The following is a 26,783-nucleotide window of genomic DNA, read 5'->3' on the forward strand; positions in this document are numbered from 1 at the left end:
ATCGCCAGCATCCGCCGGACCTCCCTTCCACCCTATGTCACGGGTGGGACGATGCTCAGTTGCCGGCGCGCGTGAGCTCGGCGACCTGGGCACGCGAGAGCGTGACCCCCGCGCCCTGCATGAGCTCGTCGACGTGCTCGGTCGCGAAGGTGTTCACGATCGGGGCGGCGACCGTGCGCTGGGCCAGCAGCCAGGCGATCGAGACCGCGGCCACCGGGACCGCGAGTTCCGTGGCCACCTGATCCAGCGCGCGGAGGATCTTGATCCCCCGACGGTTGAGATGACCGCGCAGCTGCTCGCCGCGGACGCCCTGCGACGTCAGCGCCTTGCTCCGATGACGACCGGACAGGAAGCCGTGCTCGAGCGCGTGCGAGGGCGTGACGGCGAGGTTCTGCGCCCCGGCGACGAGGCGGAGGTCGCCTTCGAACGGCTGCCGACGGAGCAGGTTGTACGGCGCGTCGATCACCTCGATGCGCGGGTAGCCGGCCGACGCCAGGATCCGCGCCTCCACGAGCTTCTCCGGTGCGAAGCCGAAGGCGCCGACGGCACCGATCTTGCCCGCGTCCTTGAGCCATTCGACCGTCGCGAGAGTGTCTTCGACGTTCGTCGTCCTGTCGAGGGTCGCGTCGAGGTAGAGCACATCGATGCGGTCGACGCCGAGCCGCGTGAGCGACCCCTCGACGGCGCGGACGAGGTTCACGGAGCCGAGACCGGGGTTGTCGGCATGTGCTCCGATGCGCACGCTCAGGATCGCCCGATCGCGCTGTCCGCGCGACCGCAGCCACTGACCGAGGATGTGCTCGCTCCGACCGCCGGAGAAGCCGTCGGCCGTGTGGATCGCGTTGCCGCCGAACTCCACGTAGCGGTCGAGGATGCCGTGGCTCGTCTCGAGGTCGACGTTCCAGCCGAACTCCGCGGCTCCCAGCATGAGCGGGAACGTGTCGAAGCCGGTCTCGCCGAGCGGCATCCGCACCGTCTCCCCCACGCCGGGTCCGACGATCGGGATCGGTGCGGAGGGATGCTCGATGGAGGCGGGTTCCGTGCCCCTCTGGGCTCGCTCGTCCGACGCTCCCGCGCCTACGCTGAACAACCGCATACTCTCACCCCCGCGTCGATCGATGCGTTCCGATCTCCGTCACTGCCTGTGGTGCACCCCCCGGTGCGTACTTCGAGGGTAAGGGACTTCGGCGAACGTCCCGACCAATCCAGGGAACGGCGCGAAAACTTCCGATAACGGTTTGGTCACGCCGCAGACGACGGAACCCGAGCCCATCCTGTGCGGATGGACCCGGGTTCCGGTTCGAGCGCGGAGCTTACTCGGCGGCTGCATCCTCGGCGGGCGCGGCCTCGGCGGCAGGTGCGTCGTCGAGCACGGGCTCGAGCGACAGCTTGCCGCGGTCGTCGATCTTCGTGATCTTCACGAGGATCTTCTGGCCGACCGAGAGGACGTCGTCGACGTTCTCGACGCGCTTGCCACCGGCGAGCTTGCGCACCTCGGTGACGTGGAGCAGGCCGTCCTTGCCCGGGAGCAGCGAGACGAAGGCGCCGAAGGTGGCGATCTTCACGACGGTTCCGAGGAACTGCTCGCCGATCTCGGGGTTGGTCGGGTTGGCGATCGCGTTGACCTGCGCACGAGCGGCCTCGGCCGAGGGGCCGTCGGTCGCGCCGATGTAGACGGTGCCGTCCTCCTCGATGGAGATCTGCGCGCCGGTCTCGTCCTGGATCGCGTTGATCGTCTTGCCCTTCGGGCCGATCAGCTCGCCGATCTTGTCGACCGGGATCTGCACGCTGATGACGCGAGGCGCGGTCGGCGCCATCTCGTCGGGAGCGTCGATCGCGGCGTTCAGGACGTTGAGGATCGTCAGACGAGCCTCGCGAGCCTGGGTCAGCGCGCCGGCGAGCACCGACGACGGGATGCCGTCGAGCTTCGTGTCGAGCTGGATCGCCGTGACGAACTCGCTCGTTCCGGCGACCTTGAAGTCCATGTCGCCGAGAGCGTCCTCGGCACCCAGGATGTCGGTCAGCGCGGCGTAGCGCGTCTCACCGTCGACCTCGTCGGAGACGAGGCCCATCGCGATGCCGGCGACGGCGGCGCGCAGCGGCACACCCGCGTTCAGCAGCGACAGGGTCGAGGCGCAGACGGAGCCCATCGAGGTCGAGCCGTTGGAGCTCAGCGCCTCGGACACCTGACGGATCGCGTACGGGAACTCCTCGCGGCTCGGCAGCACCGGCACGAGCGCGCGCTCGGCCAGGAAGCCGTGCCCGATCTCGCGACGCTTCGGCGAACCGACCCGGCCGGTCTCGCCGGTCGAGTAGGGCGGGAAGTTGTAGTGGTGCATGTAGCGCTTGCTCGTCGTGGGCGACAGCGAGTCGATCTGCTGCTCCATCTTGAGCATGTTCAGCGTGGTGACACCCATGATCTGGGTCTCGCCGCGCTGGAAGATCGCGGAGCCGTGGACGCGCGGGATGACCTGCACCTCGGCGTCGAGCGGACGGATGTCCGCCAGGCCGCGACCGTCGATGCGAGCACCTTCGGTGAGGATGCGACCGCGCACGATCTTCTTCGTGACCGACTTGTACGCCGCGGAGAACTCGAGCGGGGCCGCAGCCGGGAGCGATCCCGACTCGGTGGCCTCGATGAGCTCGGCCTTGACGCGATCCTTGATCGCGTCGTCCGCCGTCTGACGCTCGGTCTTGTCGGCGATCTGGTACACGCCGACGAGCTCGTCGTAGGAGCGGCCGGCGACGAAGTCGTAGACCTCCTGGCTGTACGCCGGGAAGACCGGGTACACGCCCGGCTCCTTCGACGCGGTCGCCGCGAGCTCGGCCTGAGCCTTGACGAGCTGGGCGATGAACGGCTTCGAGGCCTCGAGGCCCTGGGCCACGATCTCCTCGTTCGGCTTGGTGGCGCCGGCCTTGATGAGGTTCCAGCTGCCCTCGGTGGCTTCGGCCTCGACCATCATGATGGCGACGTCTTCCGTGCCATCGGCCTTGGTGACGACGCGACCGGCGACGATCAGGTCGAAGACGGCCTCGCCCACCTGCTCGGCGGTCGGGAACGCGACCCACTGGTCGGCGTGCTCGCCGTGGCCGGGGATGAACGCGAGACGCACACCGGCGACCGGGCCCGAGAACGGCAGACCCGAGATCTGCGTCGACGCGGACGCGGCGTTGATGGCGAGAGCGTCGTAGAACTCGCCGGGAGCGATCGACAGGACGGTGATGACGATCTGGACCTCGTTGCGCAGGCCGTCGACGAACGACGGACGCAGCGGACGGTCGATCAGACGGCAGACGAGGATCGCCTCGGTGGAGGGGCGGCCCTCGCGACGGAAGAACGAGCCGGGGATCTTGCCCGCGGCGTAGGAGCGCTCCTCGACGTCGACCGTCAGCGGGAAGAAGTCGAAGCCCTCGCGCGGGTTCTTGCCTGCGCTGGTGGCCGAGAGGAGCATGGTCTCGCCGTCGAGGTACGCGGCGACTGCGCCCTGAGCCTGCTGCGCGAGGCGGCCGGTCTCGAAGCGGATGGTGCGGGTGCCGAAGCGGCCGTTGTCGAGAACGGCCTCGGTGGCGGTGATTTCAGGACCTTCCAAGAGGTCTCTCCTTCTTTGTTTAGACTCGCGAATCCGTATGACGCGCGAGCGCATTCAAGAGGAGCGGAAACAGCAGGGTTCGGGCGCGCGGGCACTCCCGCGAACATCGCCTGCGCTGGCCACCAGTAGAAAGCCACCCGACATCTTCGTGCCGAGGAACCCACCACAGGGGACCAGCTTCTCCGCCGCTCGCTCCATGAGTCGATATGAAATTGTGCGATCGACACAGATCGATCCCGTCCACCCTACCAGCGGGGCCCTCGGAATCCCGCGCCTGGAGACGCTCGGCGGATCGGACACGTCCCGGCCATGAGGCGTTCACCGCACGGATGCCGGGGCGTGGGCGGCATCCGCTGTGCTGGGGCGATGCGCATGTCAGTGATCGGCTGCGGCTACCTCGGTGCCGTGCATGCCGCCGCCATGGCCTCGATCGGACACGATGTCGTCGGCATCGACGTCGACGAGGGGAAGGTCGCCGCACTGGCCGCGGGGACGGCGCCGTTCTTCGAGCCTCGGCTCACCGAGCTGCTCTCGGACGGCCTGGCATCCGGACGGCTGCGCTTCAGCAGCGACATGGCGGATGCCGCGGGTGCGGACGTGCACTTCCTCGCGGTCGGCACGCCCCAGACGGCGGGAGGACACGCGGCGGACCTCCGATACGTCGACGCGGCCGTGGAGAGCCTGCTCCCCCACCTCCGCGCCGGGGACGTCGTCGCGGGGAAGTCGACGGTCCCGGTCGGCACCGCGGCGCGACTGGCCGAGCGCCTGACGCGCACAGGGGCCGCCCTCGTCTGGAATCCGGAGTTCCTCCGCGAAGGCTGGGCCGTCCACGACACGCTCACCCCGGACCGGCTCGTAGTCGGCGCCGCCCCGGACGCCGACGGCTCTCGGGCGGTCGACGTGCTCCGCGAGGCCTACGCGGACGCGATCGCGTCGGGCACGCCGTTCCTGGTGACCGATCTGGCCACCGCCGAGCTCGTCAAGGGCGCGGCGAACGCCTTCCTCGCCACGAAGATCTCGTTCATCAACGCGATGGCCGAGATCGCCGAGGCGGCCGGCGCCGACGTCACCCTCCTCGCCGACGCTCTCGGGCATGACGGCCGCATCGGGCGGCGCTACCTCGGCTCGGGCATCGGCTTCGGCGGCGGCTGTCTCCCCAAGGACATCCGCGCCTTCGCCGCCAGAGCGGAGGAGCTCGGGCGCGGCGAGGCCGTGGGATTCCTCCGCGAGGTCGACGCCATCAACCTGCGGCGACGCGACCGGGCCGTGCAGCTCGTCGTCGACGCGCTCGGCGGCCTCGTCTTCGGTCGACGGATCGCGGTGCTGGGCGCGGCCTTCAAGCCGTTCAGCGATGACATCCGCGACTCGCCGGCCCTCGACGTCGCCGTGCGCCTGCGCGGGCTCGGCGCCGATGTCGTGGTGACCGACCCGGCGGCGATCGACAACGCGCAGGCCGCGCATCCCCAGCTCGGCTACGCGAGAGAGCGCGACGACGCGCTGCGCGAGGCCGACGCGGTCGTGATCGTCACCGAGTGGGACGAGTACCGCCGCGACCTCTCCCCCGCGCACGCCGGCGGCCTCGTCCGCGGACGGATCGTCATCGACGGGCGCAACTGCCTCGATGCCGCAGCGTGGCGCGCGGCCGGCTGGCAGTACCACGGCATGGGTCGGCGCTGAGGCGTCTCGCCTCGCGGCGCGCACTCAACGGTCGGAGAGCACTCCGCGCACGGCCGCGGACCGGCCGAGATACACATAGTCCTCGTGCTTCGCCGAGCGGCCGTCGCCGGCGGCGCGGCCGTGCAGGCGGCGCCAGACCCAGGGCAGGGCGTGCCGTCGCCACCACACGCCCGCGCCGATCGTCTCGTTCTCGTGCAGCGCCGCGTCGAGTGCGCCGAGCGCGTCGGCATCCGGGACGCCGAGCACCTCCGCCGCGCGGTAGGCGAGGAAGCGGTGTCCTCGGCTGCTCAGGTGCACGAGGTCCTCGCCCCAGTTCGGACGGTCCGGCAGCGACGGATGCAGATCGGTGTCGATCAGGATCGCTCCCGTACGCGCGGCGACCCCCGCGAGGGCGGTCGCGAAGGCGGAGAACCGTCGCGTGTAGATGGATGCGGCGCGCCGCCCCGGCAGGAAGGGCGTCACCAGCACCACATCGGCACCGATGTCGCGGAGCCGGACCACCGCCTCCTCGAGGCGCACCGCCAAGCCGGCGACGTCGGCGCGGTGCTTCACCAGGTCGTTCGCACCGACGAGGATCGACACGAGGTCCGGCCGCAGTTCCAGGGCCCGCTCCAGCTGCGTGCCGCAGACGTCTCCGACGCGCTTCGAGCGGATCGCGAGGTTCGCATAGTGCAGGCCGCCGCGCGCGGCGAGGAGCAGCGCGAGCCGGTCGGCCCAGCCGCGCAGGGCCCCGTCCGGAGCCGGATCGCAGAGCCCTTCGGTGAGCGAGTCGCCGAGGGCCACGTAGCGACGCCATCTCCGCGGCGAGGCAGGTGCGGCGACCTCCGGGCGCACCACACGGCGAGCGCGAGCACCGGCATCCACCCGATGCAGCGTCCGCGCGTCCTCGAAGTGTCCGAGCAGCTGGTCGCACACACTCGTCCAGCTGCGCCCCTGCACGGCGTCGCGTCCTGCTTCGCCGAAGGCACGCCGCTTGCGGGCGTCCCCCGCGAGATCGGCGACGCGCATGCGGAGGTCGGCGAGGTCGCCCGGCCGGTAGAGCCAGCCGTCGACGCCCATGCGCACGAGGTCGAGCGGACCGCCACGGCCGGTCGCGATGACCGGCACTCCGCTCGCGTGAGCCTCCTGCAGGGTCTGCCCGAACGTCTCGCTCTCCCCCGGGTGCACGAACAGGTCGAAGGAGGCCATCGCCGCGGCGAGCGCTTCGCCGTCGAGATGTCCGAGGAAGACGGCATCCGGCAGCAGGCTCTCCAACCGGGAACGGCTGGGTCCCTCGCCCACGATCACGAGTCGCGTCCCTGGCAGGTCGTGCAGCGCCGCGAGGTCCTCGACCTGCTTCTCCGGAGCGAGCCTGCCGACATAGCCGATCACGACGTCCGCTCCCCAGCCGGCGCGCAGCGCGCCGTCACGGCGGGCGGGCTGGAACCGCTCGGCATCCACTCCGCGGCCCCAGCGGCGCACGCGGTCGATGCCGAGCGCGGCCAGTTGCTGGGCCGACTCCGCCGAGGGGGCGAGCGTCAGGGTCGCGCGCCGGTGGAGCCGGGCGATGTGCGTCTGGGCGATGCCCGTGGTCGCGGCGATGCCGTAGCGCTCCGTGTAGGCGGCGACGTCGGTCTGGTAGGCGGCGACGGATGCCGTATCGAGCCGTTCCGCCGCGAGCACGCCGCGCCACCCGAGCGCGAAGGGCGAGGCGAGATGGACGACGTCCGGCTCGAATCGGCGAAGGGAGGTCGCGACGCGGTGCGCCGTCGAGGTGCCGACCCGGACGTTCCGATAGCCCGGCAGCGCGAGGCTCGGGATGGCCTCGATGCGCGCGCCGTCCACGGTCTCCGGGATGCCGACGGCGGCGGGGGCGATGACATGCGCGTCGTGCCCCCGGCGCTCGAGGTGTCGCAGGATCTGCAGCACCGATCCGGTCACGCCGTTCATGTGCGGAAGGAAGGACTCCGTGATGATCGCTACTCTCACATCCTCAGGATGACGGCGCCGCGGCCCTGCGCTCCCCCGAATCGGCCCTCGCCACCAGATGTTCACCGGATGCTGGATCGCAGGTCACCGGCTATCCGGTCTTTGGTTCCCGTTCACCGTCGACGTGCACAGTGAGCCCGTGCCGACCGATGTGCTCGCCGAATCGCTCACCGGACCCTGGAGCCTCATGCTGATGAGCCTCCTCGTCCTCGGGGACGCCTTCTTCGTGGTCGTCCCCGGCGAGATCGCGGTGACGGCGCTCGGAGCGCTCGCGGTCACGAACGGCGCCCCCGCGCTGTGGGCGGTGATCGTGTGCGCGGCCGGTGCCGCCGCACTCGGCGATGCGTGCTGCTATCTGATCGGGCGGCTGGTCGGCACGGACCGCTGGCGCTGGATGCGGGCGCCGCGCGTACGGCAGGCGCTCGAGTGGGCAGGGCGCCGCCTCGAGAGCGGCACCGCCACCGTGCTCTTCACAGCGCGCTTCGTGCCCTTCGCGCGGCTCGCGATCAACCTCGTCGCCGGAGCATCGCGGATCCACCCGCCGCGCTATCTCGCACTCGTCGCGATCGCCGCGACCGCGTGGGCCGCCTACCAGGCGGCCGTGGGAGCCGCCGTCGCCGCCGTCGTCCCCGGAGGGCCTCTCGTCGCGGTGCCGGTGTCGATCGCGGTGGCGGTGGGCGTCGGCGCCCTGATCGACCTCGCCCTGCGCCGCAGCCGGCCCTGACCTCCCCCTCACGGCGAGCGTGCTCTAGGCTCGGGGCATGAGCACCGAAGAAGGCGCCACCTCCTCCGAGGAGATGAAGCGCAAGTTCAAGGAAGCGCTCGAGAAGAAGAACGCGCAGCACCGACAGGGCGAGTCGCACCTCGACGGCGATTCCGCCGTGCACGGCGCGGCCGCCCCGCAGACGCGGCGCGAGTTCCGACGCAAGAGCGGTTGACCACACGGATGCGGGGCCGGAATCATCCGGTCCCCGCATCCCTCTCTCCGCTCTGCGGCCTCGCTCTTCAGATCAGCTCAACGCTGTGCGGCACGGTCCCTGGCCCGCTGCTCCTTCGCCGCCATCTCCGACACGGCCGAGTCGCTGAGCCCCTGCACCCCGACGGCCTGCGGAGCATCCGACATCCCGTGCCCGTCGACGCCGTCCATCATGGACTCGTCGAACGGCAGCTCCCCGCTGAGCACCCGGCGGGTGCGGTCGCGGTCGATCTGCTTGGTCCACGTGCCGATGAGGAGCGTGGCCACCGCGTTGCCCGTGAAGTTCGTCAGGGCGCGCCCCTCCGACATGAAGCGGTCGATGCCGACGATCACCCCGACGCCGTCGACGAGGTCCGGGCGGTAGGCCTGCAGCCCGCCCGCCAGCGTGGCGAGACCGGCGCCGGTGACGCCCGCCGCGCCCTTGCTCGCGATGATCATGAAGACGAGGAGGCCGATCTGCTCGCCGATCGACATCGGCTGGCCCATGCCCGTCGCGATGAACAGAGAAGCCATCGTCAGGTAGATCGCCGTGCCGTCGAGGTTGAACGAGTATCCGGTCGGGACGGTGATGCCCACCACCGGCTTCGAGACGCCGACGTGCTCCATCTTCGCGATCAGACGCGGCAGCGCCGACTCCGAGGACGAGGTGCCGACGATCAGCAGGTACTCGCGCGCCAGGTACTTCATGAGCGAGAAGATGTTGACCCGCGTCACCGCCCACAGCAGCGTGCCGAGCACCACCACGATGAACAGGATGCACGTGATGTAGAAGGCGACCATCAGGATGCCGAGGCTCCAGATCGCGGAGATCCCGGTCTTGCCGACCACGGCCGCGATCGCGCCGAACGCGCCGATCGGCGCGAGCCACAGGATCATGCCGAGGATGCGGAACACGAGCTTCTGCAGCTGCTTGACCGCCTCCATGATCGGGGCACCGCGGTCGCCCAGCCCCTGCAGGGCGAAGCCGACGAGCAGGGCGATGAACAGCACCTGCAGCACGCTCTCACCCGTGAAGGCGGAGAAGAACGTGGCCGGGATGATGGCGAGGATGAACTCCTGCGTGGTCTTCGCCTCGCCCTCGGCCTCATACGAGGAGGCCGCCATGTCGAGCCCGGATCCCGGGTGGATGAGGTTGCCGACGACGAGGCCGATCGCGAGCGCGAACGTCGACATGATCATGAAGTACAGCAGCGCCAGACCGCCGATCTTCCCGACCGTCGCCGCCTTCGCGATGGATCCGACCCCGACGACGATCGTGCAGAAGATGATCGGCGCGATCATCATCTTGATCAGCGCCACGAACCCCTTGCCGAGAGCCTCGAACCCCTGCCCGACCTCGGGCCAGATGAGGCCGACGAGTGCGCCGAGCACGACCGCGATGATCACCGCCACGTACAGCCACGTGTGCCGATCCCAGGCCTGCTTGCCGCGCCGCGAGTTGAACCCCGGCAGACGGAACCCCGTTGTGATGGCCATGTCTTTCTCCTTGATCATGAACGTCGTCGTGTCATGTGTGCGGCGGCATCCTCGTCGCCGATGACATTCACCGTCGCGGACTTCACACCGCGACGCGATTTGTGGTCGTATTGGTCACTACCGAGATCGCCGACGACCGGAGGATGCGATGGCACACGCCTCTGACGGCCGCAGCACCGCGTCGCGCGTGTTCGTCGTGCTCCTCGGGGTCGCGGTCGTCATCGGCGTGCTCGTCGCCGTCTTCCTCGTCGTGGAGGCGCAGCGAGCCATCCGCGCCGAGGCGGAGCGGGTGACGGCCGCCACCGCCGTCTCTCTCGCGGCCGCGCCGGACGTCGTCTCCGCACTGGGTGCCGGAGACGACGACGCCGCGACACGCCTGCTCGAGCCTTATGCGATGACGGTCGTGGAGGACGCCGGCCTCGACTTCATCACCGTCATGACCGCGGATGGCGTGCGCGTCACCCACCCCGACCTCGCACAGATCGGCGGGCGCTATCTCGGCACGATCCCCTCGACCCCTCGGACCCTCACCGAGGAGTTCACCGGCACCCTCGGGCCGTCCGTCCGCACGATCGTGCCGGTCCTGGACCCCGACGGCCCCCTGATCGGCTGGGTGGCGGCGGGAGTGACGACCGAGGCGATCTCCGACACGCTCATCCGCCGTCTCCCCCTCACGCTCGGGATCACCCTGGGGCTCGTGGCGCTCGGCGCGTGCGGCGCCCTGATCGCTCGCCGCGTCACTCGACGCATCGCCGGAGACCTCCCGCCCGGCCAGCTGCGCGACGCGGTGTCGTCCTACGAGTCCATCCGCACCCTCGGCGAGGCGCTGCGCGCGCAGACCCACGAGCACGGGAACCGTATGCACACCGCGGTCGCTCTGCTCGAGCTCGGTCGCAGCGACGAGGCGATCGAGATCCTCACCGAGACCTCACGCCAGAGCCAGTCCCTCGTCGACCAGGTCACGGCCCGGCGCCAGGGCGACCCCGCGGTCGGCGCCCTGCTGCTGGGGAAGGCATCGCAGGCGAAGGAGCGCGGCATCGACTGGCGGGTGCGGATCGACCCGGAGACCCCGCGCTCGCCGCTGTCGACGGTCGACAGCGTTTCGGTGCTCGGCAACCTCGTCGACAACGCGATGGATGCCGCGGCGGAGTCCGACGACCGCTGGGTGGGCGTCTCCCTCTCGCCGGCCGCGGATGGCGGCATCGTGCTCGAGGTCTCGGACAGCGGACCGGGTGTCCCGAGCGACCGACGTGAGCAGATCTTCCAGCAGGGCTACTCCACCAAGCCCGCCGATGCGCAGGGGCGCGGCATCGGTCTGGCGCTCGTGCGATCGGTCGTCACGGGCGTCGGCGGCACGGTGACGGTGGGCGACCAGCCCACCACCTTCCGCGTCGTGCTGCCCGCGGCGAGTGCGAGGAGGCGCCGCTCATGATCCGCACCTTGATCGTCGACGACGATGCGCTGACGCTCGAACTCCATCGGGACTACCTCGCACGCCTCGAGGGATTCGAGGCCTCCGGAGAGTGCAGCGGAGCACGCGCCGCGATGAGCGCGGTGCTGGATCGCCGAGGCGCGGACGCCTTCGACCTCGTCCTGCTCGACATCACGATGCCGGACGGCTCCGGCATCGATGTCCTGCGCGCCCTCCGCGCCAGGGCGGCCTCCGTCGACGTGATCGCGATCACCGGAGTGCGCGACGCCGAGACCGTCCGGCAGATGGCGGCACTGGGCGTCTTCCAGTACCTCGTGAAGCCCTTCCCCTTCGCCGTGTTCAAGGAGCGGATGGAGCAGTACCGGTCGTACCGCGCTCAGGCCCGCACCACCGACGGTGAGGCGACGCAGGCCGAGATCGACGCTCTGCTCGGCCGCGCGACCGGCGCGATCCCGCTGCCGAAGGGCTTGTCGGTGGGCTCTCTGGACCGCGTGACCGCTGCACTGCGCTCGTCGGGCCCGCTGTCGGCGAGCGAGGCGGCCGAGCACCTCGGCATGTCCCGCGTGGCCGTGCGACGCTACCTCGAGCACCTGGCCGCCGAGGGTGTGCTCAGCCGCACGGCGCGGTACGGCGCGCGCGGTCGCCCCGAGACCGAGTATCGCTGGAACCGGGGCGGCGACGACGCCTGAGAGCTCAGCGCGGAAGACGCCCCGCGTGCAGTGCACCATCGGGATCGACGACGGCACGGAGCGCACGCAGCCGCTCGAGGTCCGCCGCGGTCCCGCAGCGCTCGAGCGTCTGCCCCGGCACGAGGAACGTCGGCACCGTCTGCGGGGCCTCCGCTCGCGCCAGCACCTCGACGAAGCCTGCGAGGCTCGCGTCCCCCGGTTCACGCGGAACGCCGGGGAACAGCGGAGCGAGCGCGTGGAGCAGCCAGCCGGCCGAGGCCAGGGTCGCGAAACCGCTGCGCCGTGGCGCGTCGAGCGCGCCGCCCAGCATCCGGATGTCGATCCCGATGATCGGAGCCTGCTCCGGGAGCTCACGGAACTCCACGAGCGCATCGATCGTGGCGTCGTCCAGCGACGTGAGCGCCATGGACGCGCCACGGCCCGGAGTCGGCTCGGTCGGCTCGTTGGACGCGGCCACGAGGGCGCCGGGAGACGTGGCCCCGATCGTCTCGTGCTGCACGACACCCGCGCCGCGGAGCCGATCGATGAGGTCGCCCGCGTCGCCGTCGACGGACAGCGCCTGCACCTCGAGGAAGCTGCGCCCGCGGATCGCCTCGGGCAGCTGCGGCGCGTCGGGCAGGCGCATCGAGTTCATGAAGACGTTCAACGTCGCCGGTGCGTCGACGGAGAGGTCGCGCACCGCCCGGATGACGGCGGCCGCGTCCGACACGGCGAACGTGAGGCTCGCACCCCACAGCGCTGGTGTGCGCACCAGATCGATCTCGAGCGCCGTGACGATCCCGACGATGCCGCCCGCACCCCGCAACGCCCACATGAGCTCGGGATCGCTGTCGTCGTCGACGCGCTCGTGGGATCCGTCCGCGCGCAGCACCCAGGCCGCGCGCAGGTTGTCGGAGCCGAGACCCGCCGTGCGGCTGAACCACGAGTGCCCGCCGCCGAGCGTGTACCCGGCCACGCTGACGACCGGGCTCGTGCCGGCCGGCGCCGCCCAGCCGGTGCCCTCGAGAGCGTCGACGACAGCGCCCCAGCGCACACCGCTGCCCACACGGAGGATCCCGGCATCCACGTCGACGTCGAGCGCATCGAACGCCGACATCCGCACGATCACAGCACCGTCGAGATCGCCCGATGCTCCATGGCCGCTCGGCTGGACCGCGAGGCGGAAGCCCGACGCGCGCGCGGCGCCGAGCAGGGTGCGCAGATCGGCGACATCTGCGGGGGCGGCGACGGCGAGGGGTCGCTGATCGATCGCGAGGTTCCACGGCTGTCTCGCCCCATCGAACTCGGCGTCGCCGAGGCGGAACAGTGAGCCGCTCAGTCGGTCACGAAGCGCATCGAACGAGGAGATCGAGGTCATGACGCCACGGTAGGACACCCCTCGGACATTCGACGATGCCCAGTGGTAGCCTCGTGCCGAATGTCCTCAGGGCGGGGTGCGATTCCCCACCGGCGGTGTCACGGCGGGGCCGTCGAGCCCGCGAGCGGAGTCCACGGTGGAGTCTGCAGACCCGGTGCGATTCCGGGGCCGACGGTCACAGTCCGGATGGAAGAGGACGAGAAGGAGCAGTCATCATGCCCAGAATCGCCATCGTCGCCGCGCAGTGGCACGCCGAGATCGTCGATCAGGCCGTCGAGTCCTTCGAGGCAAGGCTCGCGTCACTCGGCTTCGACGACGTCACCGTCCTGCGGGTACCCGGAGCCTTCGAGATCCCGCTGCACGTGCAGCGGCTCGCCCGCAGCGGTCGGGTCGACGCCATCGCCACCTGTGCGCTCGTCGTGGACGGTGGCATCTACCGCCATGATTTCGTGGCTTCCGCGGTCGTCGACGCGCTGATGCGCGTGCAGCTGGAGACGGACGTGCCGGTGTTCTCGGCGGTCCTCACGCCGCACAACTTCCACGAGCACGAGGAGCACCGCGAGTACTTCCGCCGTCACTTCTCCGTCAAGGGCGCCGAGCTCGCCGACGCGGTCGTGAAGACGCTCGCCGGACTCGACGCCCTCGCCTGATCGGCCGCGAAGGCGGACATTCGCGTCACTCCCCCGCGAGACCGCCCAGCAGGTGACCGAACGACCGTCCTTCGCCCAGGTACGTGGCCGGGTCGAACGGGTCGGCGGCCGTGGCGGCGTCGCGCCGGGCGACCGCATCCGCGAGCTCGCGTGCGCCCTTCTCGACGCGCTTCGCGAGCGGGGCGACGTCATCTCCGGCGCCTCCCCAGTCGCTCGAGGCCGCGAACACGCCCGTCGAGACGGCGTCGGCGTGCAGGTAGGCGAACAGCGGGCGTATCGCGTAGTCGATCGCCAGCGAGTGACGGGCGGTGCCGGCGTTCGCACCGATGAGGACCGGCTTGCCGGTCAGCGCGTCGGGGTCGAGCACGTCGATGAACGACTTGAAGAGTCCCGAGTAGCTGGTCGAGAAGATGGGCGTCACCACGATGAGCGCGTCGGCCGACACCACGGTGTTGATCGCCGTCTCCAGCGCGGGGGGCGCGAATCCGGTGAGCAGGTTGTTCGTGATGTCGTGCGCGTAGTCGCGCAGCTCGATGACGTCGACGCTCGTCTCGATGTCGCGCTCGCGGAGCGCCTTGACCGTCTCGGCGGCCAGGCGATCCGCGAGCATCCGCGTGGACGAGGGATTCGAGAGACCGGCCGAGACGACGGCGATGCGGCGCACGGTCATCTCAGGCCTCCTTCCGGCTGAGCCCGAAGGCCGCTCCGGCCGGTGCCGGCGTGTCCTGGTAGGGCGAGTCACCGGTCAGGTTGTCGCCGCGGTTCGCACCAGGACGGGCCTGACGGGTCGGTCCGTCGCCGTACTCCGCCTTCACGCGCGCGGCATGGGTGGGAGCATCCGGCACGGCCTCCGGACGCCCCTTGGCGAGCTCCTTGCGCAGCACGGGGACGACCTCGGAGCCGAGGATGTCGAGCTGCTCGAGCACGATCTTGAGCGGAAGCCCGGCGTGGTCGATCAGGAAGAGCTGGCGCTGGTAGTCGCCGTAGTGCTCGCGCATGGCGGCGTAGCGATCGATGATCTGCTGCGGCGATCCCACCGTCAGCGGGGTCATCTCGGTGAAGTCCTCCATGCTCGGACCGTGACCGTAGACCGGGGCGTTGTCGAAGTACGGGCGGAACTGGTTCGCCGCGTCCTGCGATTTCGCGGCCATGAACACCTGCCCGCCGAGACCGACGATCGCCTGCTCCGGCGTGCCGTGCCCGTAGTGCGCGTAGCGCTGGCGGTACAGCTCGATCAGGCGCTGGTAGTGCTCCTTCGGCCAGAAGATGTTGTTCGCGAAGAAGCCGTCGCCGTAGTAGGCGGCCTGCTCCGCGATCTCCGGGGTGCGGATCGATCCGTGCCAGACGAAGGGTGCGATGCCGTCGAGGGGCCGGGGCGTGGAGGTGAAGCCCTGCAGCGGCGTGCGGAACTTGCCCTCCCAGTCGACGACGTCCTCTCGCCACAGCTTGTGCAGCAGCGCGTAGTTCTCGATCGCGAGCGGGAGTCCCTGACGGATGTCCTGGCCGAACCACGGGTACACCGGGCCCGTGTTGCCGCGACCGAGCATGAGGTCCATGCGGCCGTCGGACACGTGCTGCAGCATCGCGTACTCCTCGGCGATGCGCACCGGGTCGTTCGTCGTGATGAGCGTGGTCGAGGTGGAGACGATCAGACGCTCGGTACGCGCCGCGAGGGCGGCGAGGAAGGTCGTGGGGCTCGATGACCAGAACGGCGGGTTGTGGTGCTCGCCGATCGCGAACACGTCGAGACCGACCTCTTCGGCGTGCGTGGCGATGGTCAGCGTCGCCTTGATCCGCTCCTGCTCGCTGGGCGTGATGCCCGTGGTGGGATCGCGGGTGATGTCGCTGACCGACATGATGCCGAACTGCATCGCCTGCGCGCCTGACTGCTCGCTCATGATTGCTCCATTTTCCTCGAAGCGGATGACCGTGCATCCGTTTCTATTCATTTGAATGTATATGAGTCAACGCGATGCGGACAACTTTATTCCCGACGGTAGCCTCGGAGGATGAGCAACGCAGCCGCGGCCTCCTCCGGCCCTCCGACCGCGTCGACGGCGCGCCCTCGTCGCCGCGTCCCGTTCTGGGACAACGCCCGCTACGCGTGCATCGTGCTGGTGGTGCTGGGCCACGCGATCCAGCGACTCATCTACGACTCCGACATCGCGTTCGCGTTCTACCTGGCCCTCTACGCGTTCCACATGCCCGCATTCGCGATCATCTCCGGCTACTTCTCGAAGTCCGGTTCGCCGACCAGGACGCAGATGGCCAGGGTCATCACCGACATCCTGGTGCCGTACCTCATCTTCGAGGTGCTGTGGACGCTCACCAAGTGGCTCGTCGAAGGGCAGGCGAACCCCAACATCACCAAGCCGTCCTGGACGCTCTGGTTCCTGCTCGCGCTGGGGATCTTCCGCCTGGTGCTCCCCTATCTCGCCCTGCTGCGCTGGCCGCTGGCCTGGACGATCGTGATCTCGATCGGCGTCGGGTACCTGCCCAACGTCGACAGCACGTTCTCGCTCTCGCGGACGCTCGGCCTGCTGCCGTTTTTCGCGTTCGGATGGTGGCTCCGGGAGCGCGACATCGTCGCCCGGTTCCGCCTCCTCGACTTCCGCCCCTGGTGGGTGCGGGTCGCGGCCGTCGCGGTGCTCGCGTCGACGGGCTGGGCGGCATGGAACTGGCTTCCGGTGTGGCAGGCGATCGACCTGCGGCACTGGCTGTTCTACGAGGACTCGTACGCCGACCTCGGCGGCGAGCAATGGTGGGCCGGCGGCCTCCGGTTCGCGCTCATGCTGCTCGCCGTCGTCCTCTGCGCCGCGTTCTTCGCGCTCATCCCCCGCGGGACCTACTGGTGGACGCACTTCGGCCAGTACACGATGTACGTTTTCCTCCTGCACTCGTTCGTGCTGTACCCCTTCCGCGAGTCCGGCGCCCTGCGCGACCTCGAGCCGACCTGGATCTGGCTGCCTCTCGTCACGATCCTGTCCGTCGTCGTCGCGCTGGCGCTGGCGACGAAACCCGTGCGTCGCCTGTTCCGCCCGCTGGTCGAACCGCGGCCGAAGTGGCTGTTCGCCGACCCCGCTCTCGCCTCCCGCGAGGGGCGGAGGAACGACCCGACCGGATCGCGCCGACCGCGATAGCCTGAACGGATGCTCCGCGCCTCGACCATCCGTGATCGGATCGTCCGACAGGTGGAGGCATCCGGCTTCGGAGCGCACGGACTGCACGTCCTCATCGGCGCGGAAGCGGCGGACCACCGTTGGACCCCCGACATCCGCGAGGACGTGCATTCCGCGGCGAAGGGCGTCTGCGTCCTGGCGGCCGGTATCGCCGCCGACGAGGGGCTCATCGATCTCGACGCCCCGATCGGGGTCTACGTCGGCGACGTCGATCTCGGCCCCGGGGTCGATCGCGTGACGCTCCGCCGTCTGCTGACCATGACGAGCGGCGTCGACCTGCCGTGGTCGGAGACGATGATGACCGACTGGCCCGACCTCGCGATCGAGTTCCTGGGCCGCCCGTCACGGGGACCGGTGTTCCAGTACTCGAACGCCAGCACCTACACGGCGATGGCCGTGTTCGCGCGTCGGGTCGGCGATGTCGCCGAGTATCTCGATCCGCGGCTGTTCCGTCCGCTCGGCATCCACGACGTCACCTGGGAGCGCTGCCCGAACGGCCGGATCGTCGCCGGCGGAGGGCTCGCGCTGCGCACCGAGGAGCTGGCTCGCATCGGCGCGCTGATCCGCGATCGCGGCATGCGGGAGGGGACGAGGCTGATCTCGGCGGAGTGGATCGACGCGATGCACTCCTCCTGGGTCGTGGCGGGAGCGACGCCCGGTTACGACCGCTACGCGCTCGCGGGCTGGGGCGGACCGGGCCGCGCATGGCGGCTGCACGGCGCCTACGGCCAGCTGCTCATCTTCGTGGACGATGCCGTGGTGACCATCACGGCGGACGATCATCCGGGCGCCGACGCCATGGCGGCCGCCGTCGTGCGGATGCTCGAGGGCTGACCCGCTAGGCGAAGAGTTCGGCGCCCACGTAGGAGCCGGGCTTCACACCGGCGGGGATCGCCCAGATGCCCGAGCCGACATGCCGGATGTACTCGTTCAGGAGATCGGTCGACAGGCGGCGCTGCAGGGTGATGAACTGCGCGGGGTCGCGCTGGTAGGACAGGAAGAAGAGCCCGGCGTCGAGCCTGCCCAGCTCGTTGTTGCCGTCGACGTAGTTGTAGCCGCGGCGGAGGATGCGGATGCCCTCGTTCTGCTCCGGGTGGGCGAGGCGCACGTGGCTGTTCGCATCGATCGATGCGCCGCCGAAGTCGGGCGCCGTGAACTCGTCACCCCCGGAGAGCGGCGCGCCCTCCCCCTTGTCCCGGCCGATGATCGTGTCCTGCTCGGCGAGACGGACACGGTCCCACGTCTCGATGAGCATCGCGATCTTGCGGGCCACCAGGTACGACCCGCCCGTCAGCCAGGCCGGCTCGTCGTCGGACGCGACCCACACGTGATCATCGAGTGCTGCCGCATTGTCGGCCAGGATGTTCGCTGTGCCGTCCTTGAACCCGAAGAGGTTCCGCGGGGTCGCCTGGGCGGAGGTGGTGCGCGACGTCTTGCCGAATCCCAGCTGCGACCACCGCAGCCGCGCACGGCCGAAAGCGATCCGGCTGAGGTTGCGGATCGCGTGCACCGCGACCTGCGGGTCGTCGGCGCACGCCTGGACGCAGAGGTCGCCGTGCGACGCCTGCGGGTTCAGGTCGTCTCCGAGGAAGGCCGGCAGCCGCTCCAGGCCGGATGGACGGAGGGACGCGATGCCGTAGCGGTCGCCGTCCTCGTTCTCGAAGAGTCCTGGCCCGAATCCGAAGGTGATCGTGAGACCGGCGGCCGGAAGCCCCAGCGCCTCGCCGGTGTCATCCGGGGGCGCCTCCGCCGGACCGCCGACCGCGCCGCTGGCGCTCACCTCGAGCCCCTGCGTCATACGCGCGGCCGCGTATGACCAGTCCTGCAGCAGCGAGATGAGGTCGTCGCGATCCGTGCGCGGCATCATGTCGAAGCTCGCGAAGTGGAGGTGGTCCTGCACGGATGTCGTGATGCCGGCCTGGTGCGCGCCGAAGAACTCATGCACGGGCTGCGCGTCGGCGTGTGCGCGCTCACGCCCGATCGCCACGCCGCCCGCGAGGCCGGCACCGGCACCCACCGCCAGTCCTGCGACACCTCCGCCGATGGCGAGGCCGAGCAGGCCGCGCCTGCTCAGCCCTGCCGGAGGGGATGCCGCAGCCGTGTCGGCCGTCGCCATGTCGGCTGCGGCATCCTCTTCTGGTTCGTTCACGTCCGCGATCGTACCGGCTCGGGCGATCAGTCGAGGACCGTGCCGGTCAGCTGCGACAGCGGCTCGGCCAGCGCGTTGATCAGATCGGTGAACTCGCGCTTGTCCGCCTCGGTGAGCTGCGAGTACCCGACGAACCCGTCGGTCAGCGAACCGTGCGCGGCGAGCGACTCCTCGAGCGCCGCGTAGCCGGCTTCGATCTCCTCGACGAGAGCCTTGCCGTCATCGCCCTGCGCGGTGGCGAAGTCCTGCACGAGGGAGAACGCCATCTTGGAGCCCTCGACGTTCGCGGCGAAGTCGTACAGGTCGGTCCCGGACCACCAGTCCTCCTCGCCGGAGATCTTGCCCGTCGCGACCTCGTCGAGCAGCGCGATCGCGCCGTTGGAGATGCCGCCGATGCCCTGGTCGTCCAGCGCCGTGGTGAAGTCGTCCGAGTGGACGTAGTCGTAGAGCTCCTGGGCATCGGCGAGCAGAAGGTCGCCGAAGTCTGCCCGCTCCTGCGGAGTCGACGGCGCCCAGTCCTGCCAGGCGGGGGTCTCTCCGTCGGCGTTCAGCGCGTCCTGCGCGGGCACCCAGAGGTCCTTCTCGATGCGGTGGAAGCCGGTCCAGTCCAGACCCTCGGCGACCGCGTCGACCTCGCGGTAGTCGATGCGCGGGTCGAGATCGCCCAGCGCCTCGGCGACGGGCTCGATGCGCTCGTAGTACGCGCGCACCTGCGGGAAGAGCGCACGCGCCGTCTCGTCGTCGCCCGACTCGTATGCGGCGACGAAGTCCTCGACGGCCGGCACGAGCTGGCCGACCTGGTCCTTCACGAAGGCCGCGTACAGATCGACCGCCTTCTGCTTCTGCTCGGCGTCGGGGCCGTCGACCGATACGCGGTCACCCGTGACGGTGAACGCCGCCTTTCCGACGCCTTCGCCGATCATGCCCGGCTTGCAGAGCGTGAAGTAGTCACCCGGCTGCGCCACGACGGTCAGCGTGCGGGATGCCGCGGGTGCGATGTTCTCGACCTCGCCGACGATGCGCAGTCCGTCCTCCGCGAGCAGGTAGAACTCCGAGACCTGGTCGGTGTCGTTCGTCACGTCGAACGTCAGCGTCCCGCTCTTCGCCGTCGCCGCCGACACGGCGCAGTCCGCGTCTGTCGAGGAGACGTCGAAGGCCGCTGCGGCGTCGACGTCGCTCTTCGCGACGCAACCGCTCAGGACGAGTGCGGCGGCGCCGGTGGCGGCCACCGCCCCGAGGATCCGATGGAAGGTGGTCATGCTGCTCCTTGTGGTGAGTGGGATGCCGTTGCGAGCTGCGGATCCGTCGACGCACGCGGCGTGGACGGTCGCCGCGAGCGGAGACCGCGGATGTACAGGTATCCGACGATGAGGATGTAGAGCGTCCACGCGATCACCTGCAGCCAGGTCATCGCGGGCATGAACCCGACGGTGGCCTGCAGGATCGCCGCGAGCGGTCCGCCGGGCGCGATCGTCGCCGAGACGTCGAACGCCCAGCCGAACGGCAGGCCCGCCCAGCCGACCGCCACACCGCCCGTGACCGGGTCGATCGGAGCCGCCGCGGTGAACGGCCCGGGAAGGACGCCGGCCTCCTGGAGGTCCATGAGCGCATAGGCGAGCACGCCGGCCGCGACGATGACGAGGAAGCCGCCGGTCCAGGCGAAGAATCGGCGCAGGTCCAGCTTCACGGCGCCGCGGGAGATCAGCCAGCCGACGATGACGGCGGTGACGAGCCCGAGGAGCGCTCCGAGCAGGGCGGAGGGCGCGTCGCCGAACGACTGCACCATCGACCACAGGAGCAGGGTCGTTTCGATCCCCTCGCGGGCGACGGAGACGAAGCCGATCGCGATGAGGGCCCAGAGCCCGCCGACGGTGAGCGCGCGGTCGATGCCGCCCTCGAGAGTCGCCTTCATCGTGCGGCCCGCGCGCTGCATCCAGAAGATCATCCAGGTCACCATGCCGACCGCGAGCAGCGAGAGACCGCCGCCGATCAGTTCCTGGGCGGTGAAGGTCAGCTCGTACGCACCGAAGGTGAGCACCGCTCCGATCCCGAGGGCGAGAGCGATCGCGAGCCCGACACCGGCCCAGAGCTTCGGGAGCGCGTCCTGGCGTCCGAGCCGACGGAGGTAGGCGACGAGGATGCCGACGACGAGCGCGGCTTCGAGGCCCTCGCGAAGGCCGATGAGGAAGGTGGCGAGCACGGAATGATCGACTCTCTGGTGAACACTGAGGTAAGGCATCCCTTACTCACGAGACTCTAGCACTGGGTAATGCGACGCAACACACGCCCGCCACCCCCGAAAGCCGACGTAGCCTCGGTCCATGGCTGAACTCTCGCTCCCCATCCTCGACCTCTCCCAGCTCGACGAAGGCCCCGAAGCCGCCGCTCGCTTCCGGGACGATCTGCGCGCGGCGACGCACGACGTCGGATTCTTCTATCTCACCGGCACGGGCATCTCCCCCGAGCTGGAGGCGCGGCTCCACCGTGCGGCGCTCGACTTCTTCGCGCTCCCCGAAGCCGACAAGCTCGCGATCGAGAACGTGAAGAGCCCGCATTTCCGCGGATACACGCGCGTCGGCGGCGAACGGACGCAGGGAAAGGTCGACTGGCGCGAGCAGATCGACATCGGGCCGGAGCGCGAGCCCGTCTCGGGCGGGCCCGCCTTCAACCGCCTCACCGGCCCGAACCTGTGGCCCGAGGCGCAGCCCGAGCTCCGGGGCGTGGTCACCGAATGGCACGACACGCTCACCGCGATCGCCCGCAAACTGCTGGGCGCGTGGGCCGTGACGCTCGGAGCAGAGGAGACCTACTTCGACGGTCCCTTCCGTGACCCCTCCACCCTGATCAAGATCGTGCGCTACCCCGGTTCCCACGAGCCCGAGCCGCAGCAGGGCGTGGGCGCGCACAAGGACTCCGGCGTGCTGACGCTGCTCTGGGTCGAACCGGGCAAGGGCGGTCTTCAGGTCGAGCGCGACGGCGAATGGGTGTCGGCTCCTCCGGTCGACGGCGCTTTCGTCGTCAACATCGGCGAGCTTCTCGAATACGCGACCGGCGGGTATCTCAAAGCGACGAATCATCGGGTCATCTCTCCTCGTGCACCCGAGGAGCGCATCTCGATCCCGTTCTTCTTCAACCCCGCGCTCGATCAGCAGCTCCCGCTGCTCGAGCTCCCTGCCGATCTGGCCGCCGCCGCCACGGGCATCACCGATGATCCGAGCAACCCGATTCACGCGACCTACGGCGAGAACGCCCTGAAGTCCCGGCTGCGCGCGCATCCCGATGTGGCGGCGATCCATCACCCCGACCTCGTGGGTGCATCCGCCTGACGGCTGTCGGCGCAGCAGAGGAGCTCACGGCATCCGCTGCCCGCCGAGCTCGACGATCTCGCGCAGTGCACGCAGGTGCCCGTCGAAGGCGCTGAGCCCCGCTGCGGTCGAGCGCACCCACGTGCGCGGGCGGGTGCCCACGTATCCCTTGCGGCCCGTGACGTAGCCGGCCTGCTGCAGATGACTGATCGCCTTACTGAGGGCGGAGTCGCTCGCCTGCAGGATCTCCGCGAGAGTGGCGAAGTCGAGCTCGATCCCCTCGCCGAGCGACGCCATCAGGGAGAAGCGGATGGGCGTGGAGAAGTTGTCGTCGAGGCGGGTTCTCGGATGCGCGGGGCCTCGAGCCTCCACACGATCAGCCGTCATGACCGTCGACTGTCGCGCGCGCGCCGCTGCTCCGGGAGCACGGCGGATCCGATCAGCAGGGCAGCGACCAGGGCGCCGCAGAGGAGGTAGGTCGACGTCGCCATCGGCCCCGAGTAGACCGTCTGCACGTTCGCCCACAGCATCACCACGACGGTCAGTGCGTACGCCAGGAACTGCGGCCATCGCCAGTACCTGCCGAGAGCGGCCGGTCCGGCATCCGTCCTCCACGCGATGAACCAGCCGACGACGATCATCATCAGCACCAGCGTCACGATGGACGTGGTCAGATCATCGCCGACGCCGATCGACAGCGTGGCCAGCGCCAGCAGCAGCCCGACGGATGCCGTGGCGATGCGCGTCCCGAGCGGGATCGGATCGCGCGCGGGGTGCGCGGCGGGAGCGCTTCCGCGCGTCTTCCAGAGCTGAGCGACTCCGACCCCTCCGAATCCGACGAGCATGATCGCGCCGGGGATGAAATACGCCCACATCGGTCGCGCTTCGGGTGAGATCAGCAGGGCGAAGAACGTTCCGACGACCGCGAGGGCGAAGAGGACGACGAAGACCATGTACCACCGTGTGGATCGTGGAGTGCGCCACTGCAGACCGTTCCGCTCGCCCACGCCCGCGATGATCTGCGATGTGACGAGGAGAAGGAAGAGAAGCGGCTGTGCGGCAGACGCCTCCGCCCGCACGACCAGGAGATACGCGGTGAAGATGGCCGCGGTCACCACCGCCGTGACGATCGACTGCCAGGCGACGGCGCGCCGGTCGATCCGCTCCTCACGGCGCTGCTCGATCACCTCGATCTCGTCGAGGTAGAGTCGTGCGACCTCAGGAGACGGAGGGTCGAGCGGCCCGGATCCGTGCATCGGCCTCTGCTCCATGGCGAACCTCGGCTTCCTCTTTCCAGGTGGAAAGCTCTACTACTTTCCTAATGGAAACCTTTTGAGACGTCAACCCTCCCCGGACGCGATGAAGGCCGCCCCACACCGTGGGGCGGCCTTCTCAAGAATGTTCTGCGCGATTGAACGCTGGGTTCGCTCTGCCTTATCGGCGGAGTCCGAGACGCTCGATCAGCGAGCGGTAGCGCTCGATGTCGATGTCCTGGAGGTAGCCGAGCAGACGACGGCGCTGACCGACGAGCAGGAACAGCCCACGACGCGAGTGGTGGTCGTGCTTGTGCTCCTTGAGGTGCTCGGTGAGGTCCTTGATGCGCTGCGTCAGCATTGCGACCTGCACCTCGGGGGATCCGGTGTCACCGGGGTGCGTCGCGTACTCTTCGATGATCGCCTTCTTGACGTCTGCTTCCAGTGCCATAGATTCGATCCCCTTTCAGCTTGTTGCGCGGCGCCCGACGCCTGATGCGAGGGCTCTCTTTATCCGCGGCCGATCAAACGGCAACCTGAAGAGTCTACCAGCCGCGGACTTCCTCGGGTGACATGCGGTCCGGAGTGCACCCGTCGGCGCTCGGCTAGTCTCGGAAGGTGCAGAAGAGGGCCTTCGAGTGAGCGCAGCGCGCGGACACCTGATCGACCTCACCCCGTTGAAGTCCAGCCCCGCGTTCGCACGGATGTGGATCGGCTCCACACTCGCGGGCATCGGCGGTCAGCTCACGATCGTGACAGTGATGCTGCACGTGTTCGCGCTCACGCAGAGCACCTTCGCCGTCTCGATGATCGCTGTCGCGGGACTCGTCCCGATGATCCTCGCCGGCCTCTACGGCGGAATGCTCGCCGATGCGTTCGATCGCCGCCGCGTCGCCCTCATCGCCGCAACGGTCACGTTCGCCTCGACCGCACTGCTCGCGGCCCTGACCTGGACCGGCGCCGAGACGATCTGGTGGCTCTACGCGCTCAGCATCGTCAACTCCGCCGCGAACTCGGTCGGCATGGCCACCCGCACGGCGATCGTGCCGCGCCTCATCCCGCGCGACATGCTCGCGTCGGCATCCGCGCTCAACGGGGTGGCATTCGGTGTCACGGTCATGGCCGGCCCCGCTCTCGCGGGTCTTCTCGTCGCACTCACCGGCTACGGCTGGACCTACACGATCGACGTCGTGCTGATGCTGTCGATGTTCCTCGGCCTGTGGACGCTGCCCGCGCTCCGCCCGGAGGGCGACATCGTCCGTCCGGGGCTGGCATCGCTCGTCGACGGATGGCGATTCCTGCGCCGGGCGAGCAACATCCGCACGCAGTACATCATCGACATCATCGCGATGACCTTCGGGCAGCCGCTGGTGCTGTTCCCCGCGCTCGGGACGGTGATCCTCGGCGGCGGAGCCGTCACGACGGGAATCCTGACCGCGGCGGTCGCCGTCGGCACGTTCGCGTCGAGCCTCCTGTCCGGCCGCGTGGTGCACTACCGCTGGCACGGCCGCGGCATCGAGCGGGCCGTCGAGGCCTACGGGGCCTCGATCCTCCTGTTCGGGGTCGTGCTGCTCATCGGCGCCCTCTCCGGCTCCGCGACCGAGCACTCCCCTCATGTCGCGCTGATCGTCGCGGCATGCGTCGCGCTCGCCCTCTCCGGCGCCTCGGACAACGTCAGCTCGATCTACCGCAACACGATGATGCAGGCGGCTGTGCCCGACACCATGCGCGGGCGGCTTCAGGGCGTCTTCATCGTCGTGGTCACCGGCGGGCCGCGCGTCGGAACCCTCTACGCCGGCACGCTCGCGACCGTGACCGCACTCTGGTTCCCCCCGCTGCTCGGCGGCATCCTCGTGATCGCGCTGGTCGCTCTGCTGGCACGCCGCAGCGGTCGATTCCACGACTACGACGCAGAGAACCCCGAGCCCTGAGGCCCGGGGTTCTCCGAGTGCGATCTGACGCGATCAGTCCTGCTGCAGAGCGCCCTGCAGGTCGAGGTTGATCGTCACGTCCTTGCCGACGAGCACGCCGCCGGTCTCGAGCGCGGCGTTCCAGGTGAGACCGAAGTCCTCGCGGTTGATCACGGTCTTGGCGGATGCACCGGCCTTGTAGTTGCCATAGGGGTCGGTACCGAAGCCGCCGAAGTCGAGCTCGAAGCTGACCGGCTTGGTGATGCCGCGGATGGTGAGGTCTCCGTCGACGAACAGCTCGTCGCCCTTGACGTGCGCGCCGGTGGAGACGAACTCCATAGTCGGGAAGTTCTCGGTGTCGAAGAAGTCACCGGAACGGAGGTGCGCATCGCGACCCTCGTCGTTCGTGTCGATCGAGGTGACGTCGACGGAGGCCTCGACCTTGGCCTCCAGCGGGTTCTCCGGGGCGATCAGCGTGGCGTTCTTGACGCCGAACGTCCCGCGCACCTTGGAGATCATCATGTGGCGGACGCTGAAGGTCACCTCGCTGTGCGCGGGGTCGAGGACCCAGGTGCCGGAGCGGTAACCGGGGATGTCGATGCTGGTCATGTTTTCTCCTCTGGAGACGTCAGCCGCTTCTGCGGCAAGGGACAGGGGCCGCGTGCGCGGCATCATCCGTTCCAACTTGCATTCAGGCGCATATATTCCCGTGCATGCAGATCTCTTCGGCACAGAAGAGGCGCCCCGCTCCCGAAGGAGCGAGGCGCCTCATCCGGCGTCGTGCGGACTCAGCCGACGGCGACGAGATCGATGATGAAGATCAGCGTCTTGCCGGAGAGGAAGTGGCCGCCTCCGACGGGACCGTATGCGAGGTGCGGCGGGATGACCAGCTCGCGGCGTCCGCCGACCTTCATGCCGGGGATGCCGTCCTGCCAGCCCTGGATCAGGCCGCGGAGGGGGAACTGAATGGTCTCGCCGCGACCCCAGGACGAGTCGAACTCCTCGCCGGAGTCGAACTCGACGCCGGCGTAGTGGACGGTCACGGTGTCACCGGGCTTCGCCTCGGCTCCGTCACCCTCGATGAGGTCGCGGATGACGAGCTCCGCGGGGGCGGGGCCGGTGGGGGCGTCGAACTCGGGCTTTGTGCGATCAGTCATGCCTCCATCCAACCC

The 26,783-nt window shown here is 69.5% G+C and carries 25 protein-coding genes and 1 riboswitch; of the genes, 10 read left to right on the forward strand and 15 right to left on the reverse strand.

What is annotated here, in order from left to right; genetic code table 11:
* Positions 1 to 55 precede the first annotated feature (55 nt).
* Together LBN7_RS00835 and LBN7_RS00840 are read right to left on the reverse strand one after the other, a co-directional pair.
* Positions 56 to 1,096, reverse strand: a complete 1,041-nt coding sequence (locus tag LBN7_RS00835; RefSeq protein WP_116635186.1) for an aldo/keto reductase — start codon at positions 1,094 to 1,096, stop codon at positions 56 to 58.
* Between the two features lie 217 nt (positions 1,097 to 1,313).
* Positions 1,314 to 3,590, reverse strand: coding sequence for a polyribonucleotide nucleotidyltransferase (locus LBN7_RS00840; RefSeq protein ID WP_116635187.1), 2,277 nt, complete (start codon positions 3,588 to 3,590; stop codon positions 1,314 to 1,316).
* Positions 3,591 to 3,956: 366 nt separating this feature from the next.
* On the opposite strand from LBN7_RS00840, the gene LBN7_RS00845 reads away from it, so the two are divergent.
* On the forward strand, positions 3,957 to 5,267 hold the full coding sequence (locus LBN7_RS00845; RefSeq protein ID WP_407360692.1) for a UDP-glucose dehydrogenase family protein: 1,311 nt from the start codon (positions 3,957 to 3,959) through the stop codon (positions 5,265 to 5,267).
* A gap of 24 nt (positions 5,268 to 5,291) precedes the next feature.
* On the opposite strand, the gene LBN7_RS00850 is transcribed toward LBN7_RS00845, so the two are convergent.
* Complete coding sequence (locus tag LBN7_RS00850; RefSeq protein WP_407360693.1) at positions 5,292 to 7,235, reverse strand: GDSL-type esterase/lipase family protein; 1,944 nt, start codon at positions 7,233 to 7,235, stop codon at positions 5,292 to 5,294.
* Between the two features lie 139 nt (positions 7,236 to 7,374).
* Between LBN7_RS00850 and LBN7_RS00855 the strand changes: the two genes are divergently transcribed.
* Both LBN7_RS00855 and LBN7_RS00860 read left to right on the forward strand, forming a co-directional pair.
* Positions 7,375 to 7,959 (forward strand): DedA family protein, encoded by a 585-nt coding sequence (locus tag LBN7_RS00855; protein WP_243408887.1) that lies wholly within the window; start codon positions 7,375 to 7,377, stop codon positions 7,957 to 7,959.
* A 37-nt stretch (positions 7,960 to 7,996) separates the two neighbouring features.
* Entirely contained in the window at positions 7,997 to 8,173 is a 177-nt protein-coding gene (locus LBN7_RS00860) for a DUF5302 domain-containing protein (RefSeq protein ID WP_165808049.1), read from the forward strand.
* A 77-nt stretch (positions 8,174 to 8,250) separates the two neighbouring features.
* Here LBN7_RS00860 and LBN7_RS00865 read toward each other — a convergent pair whose 3' ends face one another.
* Positions 8,251 to 9,687, reverse strand: coding sequence for a cation:dicarboxylate symporter family transporter (locus tag LBN7_RS00865; RefSeq protein WP_116635190.1), 1,437 nt, complete (start codon positions 9,685 to 9,687; stop codon positions 8,251 to 8,253).
* A 148-nt stretch (positions 9,688 to 9,835) separates the two neighbouring features.
* Between LBN7_RS00865 and LBN7_RS00870 the strand changes: the two genes are divergently transcribed.
* Together LBN7_RS00870 and LBN7_RS00875 are read left to right on the forward strand one after the other, a co-directional pair.
* Entirely contained in the window at positions 9,836 to 11,119 is a 1,284-nt protein-coding gene (locus LBN7_RS00870; RefSeq protein ID WP_407360694.1) for an ATP-binding protein, read from the forward strand.
* Positions 11,116 to 11,808, forward strand: a complete 693-nt coding sequence (locus LBN7_RS00875; RefSeq protein ID WP_407360695.1) for a response regulator — start codon at positions 11,116 to 11,118, stop codon at positions 11,806 to 11,808. Before LBN7_RS00870 ends, LBN7_RS00875 begins: the two co-directional genes overlap by 4 nt.
* 4 nt (positions 11,809 to 11,812) lie before the next feature.
* On the opposite strand, the gene LBN7_RS00880 is transcribed toward LBN7_RS00875, so the two are convergent.
* Positions 11,813 to 13,165, reverse strand: coding sequence for an FAD-binding oxidoreductase (locus LBN7_RS00880; RefSeq protein WP_407360696.1), 1,353 nt, complete (start codon positions 13,163 to 13,165; stop codon positions 11,813 to 11,815).
* 58 nt (positions 13,166 to 13,223) lie between these two features.
* Positions 13,224 to 13,367: riboswitch (FMN riboswitch) on the forward strand.
* 13 nt (positions 13,368 to 13,380) lie between these two features.
* Here LBN7_RS00880 and LBN7_RS00885 point away from each other — a divergent pair.
* The gene (locus LBN7_RS00885) at positions 13,381 to 13,815 is read left to right on the forward strand and encodes a 6,7-dimethyl-8-ribityllumazine synthase (RefSeq protein WP_407360697.1); all 435 of its coding nucleotides are present in this window, start codon (positions 13,381 to 13,383) and stop codon (positions 13,813 to 13,815) included.
* A gap of 25 nt (positions 13,816 to 13,840) precedes the next feature.
* On the opposite strand, the gene LBN7_RS00890 is transcribed toward LBN7_RS00885, so the two are convergent.
* Positions 13,841 to 14,485, reverse strand: coding sequence for an FMN reductase (locus LBN7_RS00890; RefSeq protein WP_407360698.1), 645 nt, complete (start codon positions 14,483 to 14,485; stop codon positions 13,841 to 13,843).
* A gap of 1 nt (position 14,486) precedes the next feature.
* Positions 14,487 to 15,713, reverse strand: coding sequence for an LLM class flavin-dependent oxidoreductase (locus LBN7_RS00895; protein WP_407360699.1), 1,227 nt, complete (start codon positions 15,711 to 15,713; stop codon positions 14,487 to 14,489).
* 111 nt (positions 15,714 to 15,824) lie between these two features.
* Here LBN7_RS00895 and LBN7_RS00900 point away from each other — a divergent pair, with 111 nt between their 5' ends.
* Together LBN7_RS00900 and LBN7_RS00905 are read left to right on the forward strand one after the other, a co-directional pair.
* Entirely contained in the window at positions 15,825 to 16,955 is a 1,131-nt protein-coding gene (locus tag LBN7_RS00900; protein WP_116635197.1) for an acyltransferase family protein, read from the forward strand.
* A gap of 9 nt (positions 16,956 to 16,964) precedes the next feature.
* Complete coding sequence (locus LBN7_RS00905; protein ID WP_407360700.1) at positions 16,965 to 17,828, forward strand: serine hydrolase domain-containing protein; 864 nt, start codon at positions 16,965 to 16,967, stop codon at positions 17,826 to 17,828.
* A gap of 4 nt (positions 17,829 to 17,832) precedes the next feature.
* On the opposite strand, the gene efeB is transcribed toward LBN7_RS00905, so the two are convergent.
* The 3 genes from efeB to efeU are packed head-to-tail and all read right to left on the reverse strand — an operon-like array spanning position 17,833 to position 21,343.
* Positions 17,833 to 19,110, reverse strand: a complete 1,278-nt coding sequence (efeB, locus tag LBN7_RS00910; protein ID WP_407361689.1) for an iron uptake transporter deferrochelatase/peroxidase subunit — start codon at positions 19,108 to 19,110, stop codon at positions 17,833 to 17,835.
* Positions 19,111 to 19,169: 59 nt separating this feature from the next.
* Positions 19,170 to 20,402, reverse strand: a complete 1,233-nt coding sequence (efeO, locus tag LBN7_RS00915; RefSeq protein WP_116635200.1) for an iron uptake system protein EfeO — start codon at positions 20,400 to 20,402, stop codon at positions 19,170 to 19,172.
* Complete coding sequence (gene efeU, locus LBN7_RS00920) at positions 20,399 to 21,343, reverse strand: iron uptake transporter permease EfeU (RefSeq protein WP_407360701.1); 945 nt, start codon at positions 21,341 to 21,343, stop codon at positions 20,399 to 20,401. Before efeU ends, efeO begins: the two co-directional genes overlap by 4 nt.
* 121 nt (positions 21,344 to 21,464) lie before the next feature.
* On the opposite strand from efeU, the gene LBN7_RS00925 reads away from it, so the two are divergent.
* On the forward strand, positions 21,465 to 22,469 hold the full coding sequence (locus tag LBN7_RS00925; protein WP_341945586.1) for a 2-oxoglutarate and iron-dependent oxygenase domain-containing protein: 1,005 nt from the start codon (positions 21,465 to 21,467) through the stop codon (positions 22,467 to 22,469).
* A 24-nt stretch (positions 22,470 to 22,493) separates the two neighbouring features.
* Here the strand turns inward: LBN7_RS00925 and LBN7_RS00930 are convergent, their stop codons facing one another.
* The 3 genes from LBN7_RS00930 to rpsO all read right to left on the reverse strand — a co-directional run bounded on the left by LBN7_RS00930 (position 22,494) and on the right by rpsO (position 24,152).
* On the reverse strand, positions 22,494 to 22,835 hold the full coding sequence (locus tag LBN7_RS00930; protein WP_407360702.1) for a winged helix-turn-helix domain-containing protein: 342 nt from the start codon (positions 22,833 to 22,835) through the stop codon (positions 22,494 to 22,496).
* Positions 22,832 to 23,719, reverse strand: a complete 888-nt coding sequence (locus tag LBN7_RS00935; RefSeq protein WP_407360703.1) for a hypothetical protein — start codon at positions 23,717 to 23,719, stop codon at positions 22,832 to 22,834. Before LBN7_RS00935 ends, LBN7_RS00930 begins: the two co-directional genes overlap by 4 nt.
* Positions 23,720 to 23,882: 163 nt before the next feature.
* On the reverse strand, positions 23,883 to 24,152 hold the full coding sequence (rpsO, locus tag LBN7_RS00940; protein ID WP_055993247.1) for a 30S ribosomal protein S15: 270 nt from the start codon (positions 24,150 to 24,152) through the stop codon (positions 23,883 to 23,885).
* Positions 24,153 to 24,339: 187 nt separating this feature from the next.
* Here rpsO and LBN7_RS00945 point away from each other — a divergent pair, with 187 nt between their 5' ends.
* Positions 24,340 to 25,632 carry an MFS transporter gene (locus tag LBN7_RS00945; protein ID WP_407360704.1) on the forward strand — a complete coding sequence of 431 codons (1,293 nt, stop codon included), beginning with the start codon at positions 24,340 to 24,342 and terminating at the stop codon, positions 25,630 to 25,632.
* Between the two features lie 33 nt (positions 25,633 to 25,665).
* Here LBN7_RS00945 and LBN7_RS00950 read toward each other — a convergent pair whose 3' ends face one another.
* Together LBN7_RS00950 and LBN7_RS00955 are read right to left on the reverse strand one after the other, a co-directional pair.
* The gene (locus LBN7_RS00950; RefSeq protein ID WP_116635206.1) at positions 25,666 to 26,220 is read right to left on the reverse strand and encodes a YceI family protein; all 555 of its coding nucleotides are present in this window, start codon (positions 26,218 to 26,220) and stop codon (positions 25,666 to 25,668) included.
* A 179-nt stretch (positions 26,221 to 26,399) separates the two neighbouring features.
* The gene (locus LBN7_RS00955; protein ID WP_116635207.1) at positions 26,400 to 26,768 is read right to left on the reverse strand and encodes an FKBP-type peptidyl-prolyl cis-trans isomerase; all 369 of its coding nucleotides are present in this window, start codon (positions 26,766 to 26,768) and stop codon (positions 26,400 to 26,402) included.
* Between the last annotated feature and the right edge of the window lie 15 nt (positions 26,769 to 26,783).

The sequence above is a fragment of the Microbacterium sp. LBN7 genome (assembly GCF_045690345.1).
In the GTDB taxonomy this organism is placed as follows: domain Bacteria; phylum Actinomycetota; class Actinomycetes; order Actinomycetales; family Microbacteriaceae; genus Microbacterium.